10 protein-coding genes are annotated in these 16,913 nt (G+C 39.6%); 7 read left to right on the top strand and 3 right to left on the bottom strand.

Going from position 1 to position 16,913, the window contains the following annotated elements; genetic code table 11:
• Positions 1 to 9: 9 nt before the first annotated feature.
• The 7 genes from ACUNWD_RS00355 (at position 10) to ACUNWD_RS00385 (ending at position 11,975) form a co-directional block, all read left to right on the top strand.
• A complete protein-coding gene (locus tag ACUNWD_RS00355; RefSeq protein ID WP_445585768.1) occupies positions 10 to 1,275 on the top strand; it encodes a glycoside hydrolase family 71/99-like protein in 1,266 nt (421 codons plus the stop codon).
• Between the two features lie 71 nt (positions 1,276 to 1,346).
• Complete coding sequence (locus tag ACUNWD_RS00360; RefSeq protein ID WP_445585769.1) at positions 1,347 to 2,639, top strand: glycoside hydrolase family 71/99-like protein; 1,293 nt, start codon at positions 1,347 to 1,349, stop codon at positions 2,637 to 2,639.
• Positions 2,640 to 2,641: 2 nt separating this feature from the next.
• Positions 2,642 to 5,110, top strand: a complete 2,469-nt coding sequence (locus tag ACUNWD_RS00365; protein WP_445585770.1) for a glycoside hydrolase family 95 protein — start codon at positions 2,642 to 2,644, stop codon at positions 5,108 to 5,110.
• Between the two features lies 1 nt (position 5,111).
• Complete coding sequence (locus ACUNWD_RS00370) at positions 5,112 to 7,352, top strand: GH92 family glycosyl hydrolase (RefSeq protein ID WP_445585771.1); 2,241 nt, start codon at positions 5,112 to 5,114, stop codon at positions 7,350 to 7,352.
• Positions 7,353 to 7,459: 107 nt separating this feature from the next.
• The gene (locus tag ACUNWD_RS00375; protein ID WP_445585772.1) at positions 7,460 to 8,398 is read left to right on the top strand and encodes an ROK family protein; all 939 of its coding nucleotides are present in this window, start codon (positions 7,460 to 7,462) and stop codon (positions 8,396 to 8,398) included.
• A 27-nt stretch (positions 8,399 to 8,425) separates the two neighbouring features.
• Complete coding sequence (locus ACUNWD_RS00380; protein WP_445585773.1) at positions 8,426 to 9,601, top strand: MFS transporter; 1,176 nt, start codon at positions 8,426 to 8,428, stop codon at positions 9,599 to 9,601.
• A 322-nt stretch (positions 9,602 to 9,923) separates the two neighbouring features.
• Positions 9,924 to 11,975, top strand: coding sequence for a rhamnogalacturonan lyase family protein (locus ACUNWD_RS00385; RefSeq protein WP_445585774.1), 2,052 nt, complete (start codon positions 9,924 to 9,926; stop codon positions 11,973 to 11,975).
• Positions 11,976 to 12,060: 85 nt separating this feature from the next.
• On the opposite strand, the gene ACUNWD_RS00390 is transcribed toward ACUNWD_RS00385, so the two are convergent.
• The 3 genes from ACUNWD_RS00390 to ACUNWD_RS00400 form a co-directional block, all read right to left on the bottom strand.
• On the bottom strand, positions 12,061 to 13,596 hold the full coding sequence (locus tag ACUNWD_RS00390) for an alpha-N-arabinofuranosidase (RefSeq protein ID WP_445585775.1): 1,536 nt from the start codon (positions 13,594 to 13,596) through the stop codon (positions 12,061 to 12,063).
• Between the two features lie 41 nt (positions 13,597 to 13,637).
• Complete coding sequence (locus tag ACUNWD_RS00395; protein WP_445585776.1) at positions 13,638 to 15,914, bottom strand: GH92 family glycosyl hydrolase; 2,277 nt, start codon at positions 15,912 to 15,914, stop codon at positions 13,638 to 13,640.
• Positions 15,915 to 15,997: 83 nt separating this feature from the next.
• The gene (locus tag ACUNWD_RS00400; RefSeq protein ID WP_445585777.1) at positions 15,998 to 16,900 is read right to left on the bottom strand and encodes an alpha/beta hydrolase; all 903 of its coding nucleotides are present in this window, start codon (positions 16,898 to 16,900) and stop codon (positions 15,998 to 16,000) included.
• Positions 16,901 to 16,913 lie beyond the last annotated feature (13 nt).

Raw genomic sequence — 16,913 nt, forward strand, 5'->3', positions numbered from 1 at the left:
TAGATAACTATGAGAAAGAAGATTTCACTTTTGTTTATTACCTTTTTTTTGTTGACTGCTTCTCTTTTTGCAGGATCGAAACATACAGAAAGTACAAAATATCAATCTTATAAAGGATTAGTAATGGCAGGGTATCAGGGATGGTTCCGCTTGCCAAAAGATCAGGTAATGTATCCTGATGAGAATAAGGTTCGCATTGATATGTGGCCGGACGTAAGTGAATACAAAAAAACGTATCCAACAGGATTGAAGCACAAAGATGGAAGCACTGCCCGGTTTTTTAATTCAGCTGATCAAAGTACAGTGGACACTCATTTTCGCTGGATGCAAGAATATGGACTGGATGGAGTTTTTATGCAACGTTTCTTCAATGCTGCTAAACCACGTGCTAGACGCGGACATTCAACAGATGTGCTAACCCATGCTTTTGAAGCCGCTTCCAAATATGAGCGTGCCATTGCAATTATGTACGATCTCTCAGGTTTAAAAGGGGCTGGTGAAGATTGTTCTTCATTAATAGAAGACTGGAAGTACCTGGTAGATTCCTTAAAAGTTACTGATCAAAAGGGGGCAAAAACGTATTTGCATCACAATGGAAAACCTTTAGTGGCAATATGGGGAGTAGGTTTTCCAGATCGTCCATACGATATTCGCAATATTGGATTGGAGCGTTTTTTCGATTTTCTAAAAAATGATCCTGAATATGGTGGTTGTAGCATCATGATGGGTGTTCCTACTTTTTGGCGCGATTTGAATGCTGATTGTATTCATGATCCATATTTACATGAGCTGATTAAGCAAGTGGATATTGTTTTACCCTGGATGGTGCAACGTTTTACTCCACTTTTACACAACGATATGGACCGATTTCGGGATCTTGTTTTGGATGATATAACTTGGTGTAAAGAGAACAAAATCGATTATGTACCGTGTGTTTGCCCAGGTTTTAGTTGGCATAATTTGAGTATTCATGAATTTCCAGATGATATAAAACCTTCGGGGTCTATTCCAAGACAGGGAGGACGCTTTTACTGGCAGCAAATGTCAACGGCTATTCGTTCGGGGGCCGAAATGATCTATGTAGCTATGTTTGACGAAGTGAATGAGGGGACAGCAATCTTTAAAGTATCCGATAACCCACCGGTAAGTGATCATCTAGAGTTTGTTGGCTTAGATGGAAAGCCTTCAGATCATTATTTGTGGTTGACAGGTGAAGCTGCTAAAATGTTGCGAAAAGAAAAACCATTGAGTTTATCTCAACCAAAAAGGAACTAAAATATTCGAAATTTTAAACGGGAATTAAATACGTTCTTAATTGTAAGAAAGAAATAAAACAATTAGAAATTATGAGAAAAGAAGTAATTCCATATTTAGTGGTCTCTGTAATTATTTTGCTCTTTACTCAGCAGGTGTATTCAGGAGTAACAGGCAGAGAGACAGATGAAAAGAAAGAAAAGGGACAATTTGAAAAGCATACAATCTCTCCGGGGTTGGTGATGGCAGGTTATCAGGGGTGGTTTAATACACCGAGTGACGGAGAAGGGCGCGGTTGGCACCATTACGAGCGTCGTGGAAAGTTTGAACCCGGCTACTGTACAATTGATTTTTGGCCGGATATGAGAGAATATGAAAAGCAATATGAAACGGCTTTCAAATTTGAAGACGGAACACCTGCAACAGTATTTTCGTCGGCTGATGAAAGCAGTGTGCGCCTTCATTTTAAATGGATGAAAGATTACAAAATTGATGGTGTTTTTATGCAGCGTTTTGTTTCTGAAATCCGCAATGAATCGGGAATGAATCATTTTACAGGAGTGTTGGAATCAGCAAGTAAAGCTGCACTCGAATACGACCGAACCATTGCTGTAATGTATGATTTGTCAGGCATTACTTCTGGTGAAGTGGATATTGTTATCAAAGATTGGAAAAATTTGCTGAAAAAATTTGGGTTCGACAAACGCTCGAAATATGGCAATTATCTGTTCTGTAACGATCGTCCATTGGTCGCAATCTGGGGTGTTGGGTTCAATGATAACCGTCGTTATAATCTCGATGCCATTGAAAAGCTTGTGAATTTTATGAAATCGGACGAAGGAGGTAATTGTTCCGTGTTATTGGGAGTGCCAACATACTGGAGAGAATTTGGTCGTGATTGTCTAAAAGACGAAAAGTTACATGCCCTGATTAAAATGGCTGATGTGGTGCATCCCTGGTTTGTAGGGCGTTTTAACGAAAATGGATACGATAAATTCAAATCCTTGGTCGGCGAAGATCAAAAATGGTGCGACGAAAACGGATTAAAATATATGCCCGTTGTTTTTCCTGGTTTTAGCTGGAACAATATGAGACCGGGTGCTCCAAGTAGCACAATACCACGAAATTCAGGGAAGTTCTTTTGGAAACAGTTGAGCGGAGCAGCCAACGAAGGTGCCGAAATGATTTATGTAGCCATGTTCGATGAAATTGATGAGGGGACGGCCATTTTCAAAACAGCCCATCGCGTTCCTGTTGGTGAAAGTGTTTTCATTCCTATGGATGCAGACACTCCAACTGACCACTATTTATGGTTGACCGGAAAAGCAGGACAGATGCTGAAAGACAAACAACCTTTACCGATTGAGAAACCAAATCAAAAATAAGAATGAAGAATAATCTAATCATCATTACATTTTTGCTCATAAGCTGGGCCGTAAGTGCTCAGAATGCAGAGTTGCCTGCCAGTCAGCGGAAAGGCAAAATCTCTGCCAACTGGACTGATCGTGCAGAAATTGCAAACGGTGCGTCGAAACTTGACGGCCAATATCTTTTATGGTACCAACAACCTGCAAAAGTTTGGGAAGAAGCACTTCCTCTGGGAAACGGCAAGCTGGGTGCAATGGTGTTTGGTGGAGTGGCTGATGAGCGTATTCAGTTGAATGAAAGTTCGCTTTGGGATGGTTTCCCACTCGATCCAAATGATCCAACTTCGCTTGAAAATTTACCCGAAGTTCAACGATTGTTGTTTGAAGGTAAAAATAACGAAGCAGTCAAATTGGCCGAGCAACATATGATGGGGCGTCCACGCGGTGTGAAACCGTTTCAATCATTGGGCGAACTTTGGTTTGATACGCCAATTTTGAATGCTTCGGATTATGCCAGGAGTTTGGATTTGTCAACAGCAATAACAACAACCAGTTTTTCTGGTGAGGGGTCAGAATATACCCGAGAAGTTTTTATTTCTCCAATCGACCAAGTGATGGTTGTTCATTTCAGTGCTTCAGGAAAAGGTAAGATTAGTTTCAATCTCACGTTGAAAAGACAAAAAGATGCGGTTTGTAAAGCTGTTTCAGGCGATGCGAATTCATTGTTACTTAAAGGTCAGATCGATCGCAAAGACGAAAGCGGAAAGCAGCGCGGATTAAGTTTTGCCGCCCAGGTAAAGGCTGTGGCAAAAGGCGGAAAAGTAGAAGTTGCAGATGATATTCTGAAAGTTTCGGATGCCAAAGAAGTTACTTTGTTTGTAAGTGGCGCTACCAATTATCCGGGCTTGGATAAAATGGCAAATGGTGCAGATTCGTCTATTGACCCGGCTGCTGTTTGTGCCGAAACAATTGCTAAAGCTGAATCAAAAAGCTATAAAAAACTAAAAGCTGATCACATTGCAGAGCACCAGCGTTTGTTTAACAGGGTCGAGCTTCATTTTGGAGAAACACCTGCATCAACGTTGGCTCTTCCAACCGATAAACGGTTAGAATTGGCCAAAGAAAATGGCACGCCAGACAACGGTTTGGTGGAGACTTTTTTCCAATACGGAAGATATTTACTGATTAGTAGCTCGCGTCCGGGAACTATGCCTGCGAATTTGCAGGGAATTTGGGCCTGGAAAATGAACCCGCCATGGAACGCTGATTATCACACCAATATCAATTTTCAGATGAATTATTGGCCGGCTGAAATCACCAACCTTTCCGAGTTGCACTTACCGATGTTCGATTTAATGGATGCACTGGTGGACCCGGGATCGAAAACAACTAAAGTACTTTATGGCGCGGATGGTTGGGTGGTGCATCACCTGACAGATCCTTGGGGATACACAACTCCTGCTGATGGTCCGCAGGGAATCTGGCCGGTTGGTGCTGCCTGGTTGGCTCAACATCCGTGGGAACATTATGCTTTCACAGGAGATAAAGCATTTTTGAAAGATCGTGCTTATCCACTAATGAAAGGTGCTGCTGAGTTTTTTTTCGATTTTCTGATAGAAGCGCCCGAAGGAACGGCTTGTCCCGGAAAGTTGGTAACCAATCCTTCTTATTCACCTGAGAATGCATTCTTTTTACCCGATGGGAGCACTACCGTTTTTACCTATGGTGCAACAATGGATTTGGAGATCATTCATGACTTACTTACACATTGTATTAAAGCTTGTGATATTTTAGGAATTGATCCGGAATTTAAAAGGCAATGCGAAGAGACACTGGCCAACCTTGCACCCATTCGCATCAGCGAAAAAACAGGACGAATTATGGAATGGGCAGAGGATTACAAGGAAGTTGAACCGCATCATCGTCATACTTCACATTTGTTTGGATTACATCCCGGAAACCAGATCACCACTTTGGGAACTCCGGAGTTGGCAGAGGCTGCCCGCAAAACATTAATTGCCCGTGGCGATGACGGAACGGGTTGGGGACTGGCCTGGAAAATAAACATGTGGAACCGTTTGCAGGATGGCGATCATGCTTATAAACTGCTTTCAGTTCTACTGGCATCGAAAACATTGCCGAACCTGTTCGATAATCACCCACCTTTTCAGATTGATGGAAACTTTGGTGCAACAGCAGCGATTGCTGAAATGTTACTGCAAAGCCAATCGCAAAACGAAGATGGAAGTTATAATTTGCAATTGTTACCTTCTCTGCCTTCTGCATTAGAAAATGGATCGGTAAAAGGTTTGAAAGCCAGGGGAGGATTTGTGGTAGACATCGATTGGAAAGATGGACAAGTAACTAATGTGAAAATACTATCAGAAAACGGGAATCCATTACATGTATCTGATAGCAAAAATCAATACAATACATTGACAAGTAAGAATGAAATAATAATTTTGGATCAATCATTAAACGAAAAATAAAATGCAACTAAATCTAAGAAGTACATTATTCGCACTTGCTGTTGTTTTGTTTACATCTTGCGTAACAACACAGACTGAAAACTGCACAGCAACAAAAGAACCGGTCGATTATGTGAATCCATACATGGGGAACATCAGCCATTTATTGGTTCCAACTTTTCCAACAATTCATTTACCCAATAGCTTGTTGCGCGTTTATCCGGAGCGCCGCGATTATACCGAAATAGAGTTGAACGGATTGCCACTTATCGTTACCAGTCACCGCGGAAGTTCGGCATTTAATCTGAGTCCTTTCCAAGGTGATGAAAGCCAGTTGAAGCCAGTTGTTCAGTTTGCCTACGATCAGGAAAAACTGACGCCGTATTCTTATTCCGTATATCTGGATGACCAGCAGATTCAGGTTGATTTTGGACTTTCGCATCAGGCTGCTGCATATGAAATACAATTTGAAAAAAATGCACCTGCTTATTTAATTTTGAATTCAAGAAGAGGTGGACTTACCTGGGACGGGAAAGCAATTAGCGGTTATCAGCTAATTGAAAATAATACCAGGGTTTACATGTACCTGGTTCCCGAAGAATTACCTCAGCAAGTTTCTAAATTGGATGCTGGAACTTTGTCTGAGTCAACCAGTGCTGAAGGGCAAAATGCTTGTTTGGTATTAAAATATCCGCAAGGAACCGGCAGTTTGAAAGTCCAGTATGGAATTTCCTTTATTGATGAAAATCAGGCCAAAGCTAATATGGAACGTGAAGTTGCAGGTAAATCGGTTGCTGAGCTTGTTGAAACCGGAAGGGAAATTTGGAATGAGGCACTTGGTAAAATCAAGGTGAATGGCGGAAGTGATGATGAACAAACTGTTTTTTATACTTCGTTGTATCGTTGTTTCGAACGCCCGGTTTGTATTTCAGAAGGTGGCCGTTATTACAGTGCTTTTGATGGAGCAGTTCATGAAGATAATGGACGTCCGTTTTATACCGATGATTGGATTTGGGATTCATACCGCGCACACCATCCATTACGAGTGTTGATCGATTCTAAAAAGGAAGAGGATATTCTGAATTCATTTGTACAAATGTCCGAGCAAATGGATAATTTCTGGTGGCCAACTTTCCCTGAGATAACCGGTGATAGCCGCCGTATGAACTCCAATCATGGTGTTGCTTCCGTGATTGATGCTTATCGCAAAGGGCTGAGAAACTTTGATTTGGAAAAAGCTTATGAGGCCTGTAAAGGTGCGATAACTGAAAAAACCTTAGCTCCGTGGTCGGGAATGCCTGCGGGTAAAATGGATCAGTTTTATAAAGATCACGGTTACATTCCTGCGCTGTACGAAGACGAAAAGGAAACGATTCCTGAAGTGCATTCTTTCGAACGTCGTCAGCCGGTGGCAGTTACTTTGGGAACTTCGTATGATGAATGGTGTTTGTCTCAAATTGCTGAAGAGCTGGGAAAAAAGGATGATGCCGAATATTTTGAAAAGGCTTCATTCAACTACCGAAATATATTTAATGCGGACACAAAGTTCTTTCATCCAAAAGATAAAAATGGAAAATTTATAGAACCATTCAGCTATAAGTTTTCAGGAGGCATGGGAGCCCGTCAGTATTATGGAGAAAACAATGCCTGGGTTTACCGTTGGGATGTTCAGCACAATATTCCCGATTTAATTAATTTGATGGGAGGAGATGAGGAGTTTGTGAAAAATCTGGATGCGATGTTCACTGAACCTTTGGGGCGTGGAAAGTATGCATTTTATGCTCAATTGCCGGATCATACCGGAAATGTTGGTCAGTTTTCAATGGCTAATGAACCGTCTTTGCATATTCCATATTTGTATAATTATGCCGGTCAACCATGGAAAACTCAGAAACGTCTTCGTAAATTATTGCACGAATGGTTCCGCAACGATTTAATGGGCGTTCCAGGAGATGAGGATGGTGGCGGAATGTCTTCATTCGTTGTATTCTCATCCATGGGATTTTACCCGGTAACACCGGGAAGTCCGAATTATACCATTGGAAGTCCTATGTTTGAGCATGTGTCAATTACTTTAGAAAATGGTAAAACGTTTGAGATAGAAGCAACTAACGCATCCGATGAAAATAAATACATTCAATCAGCAACTCTGAATGGTGAAACGCTTGCACAACCATGGATTTCACATGAATCCATTCTGAATGGTGGAAAATTGGTGTTTGAAATGGGATCGAAAGCAAATAAGTCGTGGGGAGTTGAGTAAATAGATTATCTTAGTCGTATTAAAAATACGACTAGATTGTGAAATTGAGTCGGACCATTTTGGGACCGACTTAATTTTTTAATTAAAAAACCTAAAAAGAATTATAAATGGCTACTAAATTTGCTATTGGAGTGGATGTAGGCGGAAGTCATGTGAGCTGTGCCGCGTTTGATTTAAATGAAAAAAAATACCTGGAAAATACATTTTCAGAAACTGATTTGGATAACCATGCTGAGGCTGATGTTGTCATTGCATCTTGGGGGAAACCAATCAGCGAAACAATTGAGAAGATTGGTAAAGACAATGTTGTAGGAATTGGATTTGCGATGCCCGGACCTTTTGATTACGAAAAAGGTATTCCTCTTTTCACTGGAGAGAATAACAAGTATGAAAATATATATGGATTGAATGTACCGGAAAAATTGCGTCAATTTCTTGATCTTCCTGCAGATTTTCCAGTTCGGTTTATAAATGATGCAACGGCATTTGCTATTGGCGAAGAATGGATTGGTAAAGCGAGTGGTTCAAAGGCATCTTTGTCCATCACATTGGGTACTGGTTTTGGCTCAGCATTCATTAAGGAAAGTCTTCCTGTAGCATCAGGAGATACAGTGCCTGATCAAGGATGTGTGTGGCATTTACCTTTTGAAACAGGAATTGCAGATGATTATTTCTCAACCCGTGGAGTGGTAAATCGTTACAATGAAAAAACTGGTAATTCTGTCACTGGTGCAAAGGATGTTGCAATGGCTGCTGAAACAGAAGACGCAGCAAAAGAAGTTTTCATCGATTTCGGTATTAAGTTGGTAGATTTATTGAAAGAATGGTTTCATAAATTTGATGTAGAGACTTTGGTAATTGGCGGAAATATTAGCAGAGCTTATGATTTGTTCTGGCCATCAATGAAAAGCGCCTTGGAGAAAGAAGGCTTGAATGTTAATGTTGAAATTTCGGAGTTGAAAGAAACTGCGTCGATTATTGGTAGCGCACGTTTGATTGAGTCATCTTATTGGGTAAAAGTAAATTCATTATTGAAAGATATGTGATCAATATACTAACCTAAACTAGTAAGAATGGAAAATAAAACATCTGTATCAAAAGTTCTTCCTGTACTTTTTGGATTCTTTGTGATGGGATTTTGTGATGTTGTTGGGATAACCTCGGCACACGTCAAAGAAGATTTATTGGGAGCTTACAGCCCTGAGTTTCGAGACACTTTATCCAACCTAATTCCGGTGGTGTTGTTTTCTATGTTCCTACTCTTTTCTATTCCAACAGGAATGTTGATGAATCGGATAGGAAGAAAGAAAACGGTCATTTTGAGTAATGTAATCACCATAGTGGCGATGTTTATTCCATTGATTGAATACACATTTATCATGTCTTTGGTCGCATTTGCCCTGTTAGGAATTGCGAATACGATTTTGCAAGTATCACTTAATCCGCTTCTGACGAATGTTGTTAAGGGAGAGAAGTTATTAACCAGTAGTTTAACTGCCGGGCAGTTTGTTAAGGCAATCACGGCATTCAGTGCACCATTTATTGCTGCTTTTGCTGCCACCCAGTTTGGGAATTGGCAGTATATTTTCCCAATCTTTGCGATAGTTACATTAATTTCAACAGTTTGGTTGCTGGCTACATCCATTGAAGAAGAACCCATTGTTGGTAATGCAACATCTTTCGGAAGTGTATTTGCACTCTTGAAGGATAAAACTATTTTTCTTCTGTTCCTGGGTATCTTATTTGTCGTTGGTGTTGATGTTGGTATTAATACGACTTCAAGTAAAATTCTGATGGAACGTGTCGGAATGACCTCAATTGATGCTGGTTATGGACCAAGTGTTTACTTTGCACTGCGTACCTTGGGTACATTCTTAGGAGCCTTCTTATTGGCAAAATTATCATCATCAAAGTTTTATCGGTGGAATATAATTATTGCCGTTTTTGCATTAGTTGCTTTGATCTTTGCTGGTGAGAAATTCTTGATCTTTGCCCTGTTTGGTGTGATCGGTTTTACAATTGCAAATGTTTTTCCGATCATCTTTGGAATGGCAATTCAAAAACGTCCGGAGAAAGCCAACGAGATATCAGGATTGATGATTACAGGTGTGTTTGGTGGTGCGATAATTCCATTCTTTATGGGTATCGCTTCTGACGCTATTGGCTCTCAAGTTGGAGCTGTTCTTATTATTTTAGCAGGCGCTTTATATTTAATGTATGCTGCTTTTGCTATTAAAGTTCAGAAATAGTATTTCAACAATATATTATTGTAGAAAGAGCGGTTGGAAACAATCGCTCTTTTTTTAGGACTAATTAGATCTACTTTCCTTTGCATGAATCATGCTGACCATTGAATTATTTAAGATTATTCTGCTGGAAATTAGCATAGATTTTCAATTGTTTGAATAGAAATAGTGACATATGTTTATTTCAATTGATGTTGGTATTAGATCATTTTAGGAATAAGGATGAACTGATTTATTGTTAAAGAACACCTGTAAAATTGGGAAAGTTTCTTTTTTTTCGGTTTCAAGAATTGTACCTTTAAAACCATCACATAACAGCTAACCAATGGAAACCTTTAGTCAAAAGTGTTATTTATATCTGTTACCCCTATTTTTATTTACCATTATTTATATTTCCTGCAAAACAGAAAGTCAGGTAAAAGTTTTAGTTGATGAAAATTTTTCACAAATTTCTCAAGGTCCGATAGCAAATGATGTTGGTGCCTTTGCCGAATTTCACTATTTACCTGAAGCTCGTTCATTTTCAGATTGGGCTGTTTCGACTTATCGGTATAATTTGCCTGTATCCTGGGAGATTAGGCATGAAGTAGGAGATAGTTCATTGGTTCAGACTGGTCAAAATGCAAATTCATATTGGCATCCAATGGTAATTACAGGGTCTGAATTTTGGAGTGATTACACGATTGAGGTCAGTTTTTCTTCAAAAAATTTAAATAGCAGAAATGGGATTGTTTTTCGATACCAAAATGATCAACAATACTATTTTCTGGGTGTTGACAATGGGAAGTTGGTTTTGTTGAAAGTTAATAATGGCATTGGTTTCAGAGAGTCGAATGAAATCATACTCGCGGAATCTTTTTTCATTTTTAATTCTAATGATCAAGTTGATTTGACCATTGATGTTCAGGGGAATAAAATGACTGTGAAGTCCCGAGATGTTGAAATTATGTCGGCAACTGATAATGAATTTGAGAATGGTAAAATTGGACTATTATCCGATAGTCAAACCAGTTTTCATTACATACGTGTCGTTTGCGACGAAAAAGCATATCAAAACGCTGTGACACTTGAGAAAAGTTTGAAACTGGAGCAGGATTCTCTGATTGCACAGAATCCTAAAATGGCTGTTCATCGCAAAATGCTATTAGGCAACTTTGGTGTTGGCCGAAGCGTTCGTTTTGGTGACTTGGATGGTGATGGGAGAGTGGATATGTTGTTTGGACAAGTCGTTCATCATGGCCCAAAGGATCGAAATAGTGAGTTAAGTTGTTTAACAGCGATGACTTTTGATGGCCAAATACTTTGGCAGATAGGTGAACCTGATCCATGGAAAACAATGGTGACAACTGATGTCGCATTTCAAATTCACGATATTGATCAAAATGGAGTTTCTGAAGTTGTTTATTGCATGAATCAGGAATTGATAATTGCTGATGGTAGGACCGGCAAAACTATCAAAAAGATTTCCAATCCGCATACTCCCGGAGGAAAAGCACTGGAATCAGGACATAACAAGTTTAAGCGAATTTTAGGTGATTGTATTTACTTCCTTGATTTGGCTGGAGATGGCTATGCCTCGGATTTGATTTTGAAAGATCGATATACTCATTTATGGGCTTATGACAAGGATTTGAAATTACGTTGGGATACAGAATGCCGGACTGGTCATTATCCATACGCCTATGACACGGATGCCGATGGAAAAGATGAGCTTTTAGCAGGATATTCGTTAATCGATGATGATGGACAAGTACTTTGGAGTCTGGATAAAACTTTGTACGATCATGCTGATGCGGTTGCGATTACGCCATTTGATGAAGGCGAAAATGCCAAAATACTTTGTACTGCAAGTGATGAGGGAATTTTTTATGCAGACCTGGAAGGTAATATTCTGAAGCAAGAATATATAGGGCATGTTCAAAATCCGATAATTGCCAATTTTAGGGATGATTTACCTGGCCTTGAAAGTCTTTCAATTAACTTTTGGGGAAGTCAGGGAGTCATTCACCTTTTTGATAAAAATGGAGATATTTATAAGACTTTTGAGCCAAATCAATACGGAAGTGTTTGTTCACCATTAAATTGGACAGGAAAGTCAGAAGAGTTTTTTGTTTTAAATGCGAATTCCAAAGAAGGTGGAGCCTGGGATGGCTATGGACGAAAAGTTTTGGAATTTCCAGATGATGGTCATCCGGATATGTGTTTTGCCGTTATGGATATTACTGGTGATGTAAGGGATGAAATTGTTGTTTGGGATCCACATGAGGTTTGGATTTATACGCAGGAAGATAATCCAATTTACAACCAGGAATTGTATGAACCTAAACGTAATCCGCTTTATAATTATTCTAATTTTCAGGGAACTGTTTCCAGGTAGAGCATGAATCTATGAAACTTTCTTATACTAAAAAAGGAGGCTATTTTGACAGAATAACCTCCTTTAAAAATTATTAAATATTGAATTAATTGACTTTACATTGATAAATTACAATTGAAGCAGGTGGAATTACCAGCTTATTTTTATCAGATATTTTTTCTGCTTCCTTTATTTTTACTACATCTTCAGATTTTTTGCTTAATTCATTTTTGGCATCTACCGAATCAGAAGACATGGTAATTAATTTTAAGCCTTTCTGAATTTTCGCATTCTTCAGATTAATGCTGGTTTCAATGCTTTTCTCCTTGTTTTTATTCACTATTGTAAAAGTCATTACGCCTTCAGCATCGTCAAAACTTGTTGCGACATCCAACGATTTAATCTGATTTTCAACAACAGGTGACTCGACTTTTGTTTTCAGGGAAATATTACCACAATACTTTCTAAAATATTCCAACGGATAAAAGACGGTTTGACAAACAGAACCTTCTTTATCCGTCATGATTGGAGCCAATACATTTGTAGTTTGCGCCCAGGTAGCAAGACCAATCTTATCAGAGTTTCTTTGAATGATGTTTAGAAAAACCCCGGTTCCGAGAGCATGTCGCCACTCATAGGTTACTTCAAGGTCATAAGTTCCGGTGCCTCCACCTTCCCAAATGCCCCATTCGTCGAGTGCTATTTTTATGGGCTCTTGCCTCGATGGGAATCGATACCATCCATTGAAATTTTCCACTTTATCAGGATAAGACCGAATCAACGAATCAATCATGACAACCCTTTTTTCGAATCCTTCAATATTTTCGAAAAGGCTAATGTAATCTCGTGAATTCGCATAATGATGCACAGCCAGGTAGTCACAAACGGAACTCATACCATCCAGAACTGTTTTGTCCCAGTGCATATCGTAGTCCCCAACCATTACCAATTTAATATCAGGGGCAGTAAGTTTCATCAACTTAACAAACTGCCAGGTATCTTTCACATAAAACTCAGGATCCTGATGACGTCCGCAATCAGGATCAGCTGATTCTTCATTTCCAATTCCCCAGAACTTCACATTGAAAGGTTGTTCATAACCATGACTTCTTCTAAGGTTGGCATAGTAGGTATCACCGGTTCCATTACAATATTCAACCCAGTTTGCTGCTTCTTTCGGAGTTCCGGTTGCAATGTTGACCACAAGGAATGGTTCGGCATTGATCTCTCGGCAATATTCAATAAATTCTGCTGTTCCAAAATGGTTATCTTCTATTCCACCCCAAATTAAATTCTTCTTAGCAGGTCTGTCGCTTTTGGGGCCAATCCCATCTTCCCAATGATAAATCTTGGTAAAGGTACCTCCCGGATATCTCAAGAGCGGCGCATTAAGTCGCTTCATCTTATCCAAAACATCCTTTCGAAATCCTCTCTCATCACTAAGCGGAGAATCTTCTTCGTAAATACCACCATCAATAGCTCGTCCGAGATGCTCAATAAACTGTCCGTAAACAAGAGGGGAGATTTCACCAATTGTTTCCTGCATATCAACATCAATCGTAGCTTTTGAACCGTTTTGCGCAAACAATGCACCAGAAGATGCATACAGAAAGAGAGCAATTAAAATCTTAAGTTTATTCATCGTCATAAATTAGTTATGTGATTAATTAGTATTCATAGTCATTATTTCCCTGTTCCCCATTCTTTATTCGGTAAAGGGCCCATTTCAAAAATCAGGTTACCACCGGGTTTAATATCAGAATGATGAAATCTTGGAACATTCAAGTTTTTCCCATTGAGTGTTGCTGATTGGATATATATATTTTTGTCCGAAACGTTGTGTGCCTCGATTACAAAAAATCCTTCACTCGGACCATCCAGATGAATCTTTACTTTTGGAAAAATCGGGCTGCCTATATCATAGTATCCCGTAGCGGGATTCACATGATAGAATCCAAGAGCGCTTGAAGCATACCATCCCGTTAAAAATCCAGGGTCATCCATTCCACAAAGGCCATCCGGAGAAGGTCTGTGCAAAAGGGTCATGACCTTATTTACAATTTCCTGTGTCTTCCAGGGTGCTCCGGCATAATTATAATAGTATGGGACATAGCGGTCATTCTCGTTTCCATGGCAGTATTGACCAATCATTCCTGTTATATCCCGCAAGGCTAGGTTCGGATTGTATGGAGTTGAAAAGAATTTGTCAAGCTCACTGATAAAAGCGTCGTTACCTCCCATCATATTGATAAGTTCGGGAACGTTATGCATTACCATCCAACGATAAATCCAGGCTGTTCCTTCACGGTAGTTTTGTTCAGCGAATGGTTGTGCCGGATCAAAAGGATCCACAAATGTACCATCCTGTCGTTTAGGGCGAAAAAACTTTGTTGAGTCATCCCAAAGATTCTTGTAATTTTTGGAGCTTTTAATAAAAAAATCAGCATCCTCCTCCTTCCCAAGAATTTTGGCAAGTGTTCCGATAGCAAAATCATCAAAGGCATATCCAAGCGTCCTGTTAACGATATCGCAATTAGGTCCACGGCCAGAAATAAACTCACTGTCTGTCGGGTATATTCCTGGTAAGTATCCGTATTTGCGGTAGTCCTCCGCCCCAACCCATCTTTCCATCGCACCTGCACGTAAGGAGGCGTATGCAGCATCTACATCAAAATTTTTAAAGCTCCTTGCATATATTCCCATTACTCCGGCTGCCTCACCTGGTCCCCAAAATCCACTTCTCCCGGAAATAGGATGCTGGCATAACCAATCTTCAATCCATTTGGAACCTCTAAGAAATATATCAACAGCAATGGGGCGGGCCCAACCTAATGAAAAACCTCCATCGTAAGCACGATAAAGCGATGTATAGAAGTTAATCAGATCATTTTCATCACTGCTGGTAACCTCGATATTATTCAAGATATTATTCCATTTTTGCTGAGTCCCATTCCTGACCGTATCAAAATCCAATCCGGCCAACTCTTTCTCCATATTAATTTTTGCATCATCAACACTATTCAAAGAAACACCGACCTTTACAAGGATTTCTTCCTTTTCAGAGGTGTTGAATGAGACATAAGCACCAATTTGGGAGCCGGACTCTGATTTTGAAGAAGGCTCTACTATATCATTTTTCCAGGTACCCGATGATAAAAAGGCTTTATTGAATTCTGCGTAAAAAAAGATAGTATCAGAATTATTAGATAACTGCCATCCTGCAAGTGTGTGACTATCCAATATTTGTAGCCTGGCATCTTTTACAGGGGAATTCAGGTTTGGAATAATTTTCGCTTCATAATTTCCATTTTTCTCTAATAGCTCGAAATTGTCCATCTTAGCAGCAATCCCTAAATCTATTTGAATATTAGCCTGATTTGACTGAGGAAATGTGTATCTATGGAAACCACAATTTTTCGTTGCTGTAAGCTCCACCTTTATCCCGTAGTCAACTAAATCAACCGTGTAATAACCCGCTGTCGCTTTTTCAGTCTGAAAATCTTTGTATGAACCATAGCTGTTACATTGCTTCGTTTCGGTTTTAGGAGATGTAAAAATGGATCCTACAGTTGGAATAAAAAGAATATTTCCATACCTGTTATGCACATGATTACGATGAGTAAATCCTATAATTAGCGAATCCGTATTTTTATAACCAGATCCCCGTACGTGGAAGCAGCAACCATGCCAGCCGCTTATCGGACTTAGTTTCACCAATGCATCCGGAGCCATGGCTCCGGGAATTAAACAGCCATAATACAATTCTTCACCCGGCGCCGGATTATTTCCAAGGTATTCTACATCTTCCATTGAAGCAGTACCAATAAGCGGATTCACGTAATCAACAGGTTCAAGCGACTGGGCACAGACACTTGGTATGTAGCAAATAAATATGATGAATTTTACAACACCTATTATACCTTTGGGAAGAACAAAAGACCGGTTAGATATTAAATTCATAGATTTCATTTTTAATTTAAACTATTGTATTAACCTAGCATCCACTAGAATTTTATATTTCTACTGTCTGACTCAGTTACTGTTTACTCATTACTATTTATTATCCGCTCCGTTTGCCGCATTGACCCTGATTTTATGCAATCGTTGTACATAAAATCTACAATGTCACCGAAGTATTTTACGGTAGGAATATCGCACCAGGCATGTGAGCCACCCTGAGCAGTAAACAAATAGTACGTTTTACCAAGTCCCTTTAATCGCTCTGCTATTGGTGCCGGGCCATACAGCATGAGAAAGTTTTCCTTACTTGAATTACAATAGCCATTAGGAGCTGTATAGTAAGGAACATGTATATCTCCTGTTCCATGAAATAGCTGGGTGGGAATAGCTGTTTCAAAGGTTATATTATCGAGTGTTGTTACTGCCCCGGCCATTGATATGACTCCTGCATATTTGAAACCAGCTGGCAAAACATTATCCTTGTGTGCATAGGCCATATTAAGCACTGTTAGTGCCCCGGCGCTGGACCCAATAAGGATGATTTTATCTGGATCTACAGCGTATTTTTGCGGATTATCAAGCATGTGTTTTATTGCCCGGTTTGCATCAATCGAAGCAGTATCAATGGCTCCTATTTTCATTTCTTTACTCACATCGCAGCCAAAGCCTACACCTTTCAAATTAAGACGATATGAAATCGATGCAACGGCGTAGCCTAAATGAGCTGCATCATTGGCGAAATCTGCAATGGTAAAGAAGTCCCGTATCCCTTCAGCAAATGCACCTCCATGAATATAAAGTATTAGAGGACGCTTCCCTTTTGCACCTTCAGCCACATAATAATCGAACCCAATCTTCTCATTATTGTAAGTGGTATATTCACTTGTAGTTTTTATGACTTTGGAATAAATACTGTCGCGATACATGACTTGGCCAAACGAAACGTTGGCTGCAATGACAAAGACGAGTAATAGCATGTATTTCATAATGAATGTATTG

The organism is Sunxiuqinia sp. A32, from assembly GCF_052690465.1.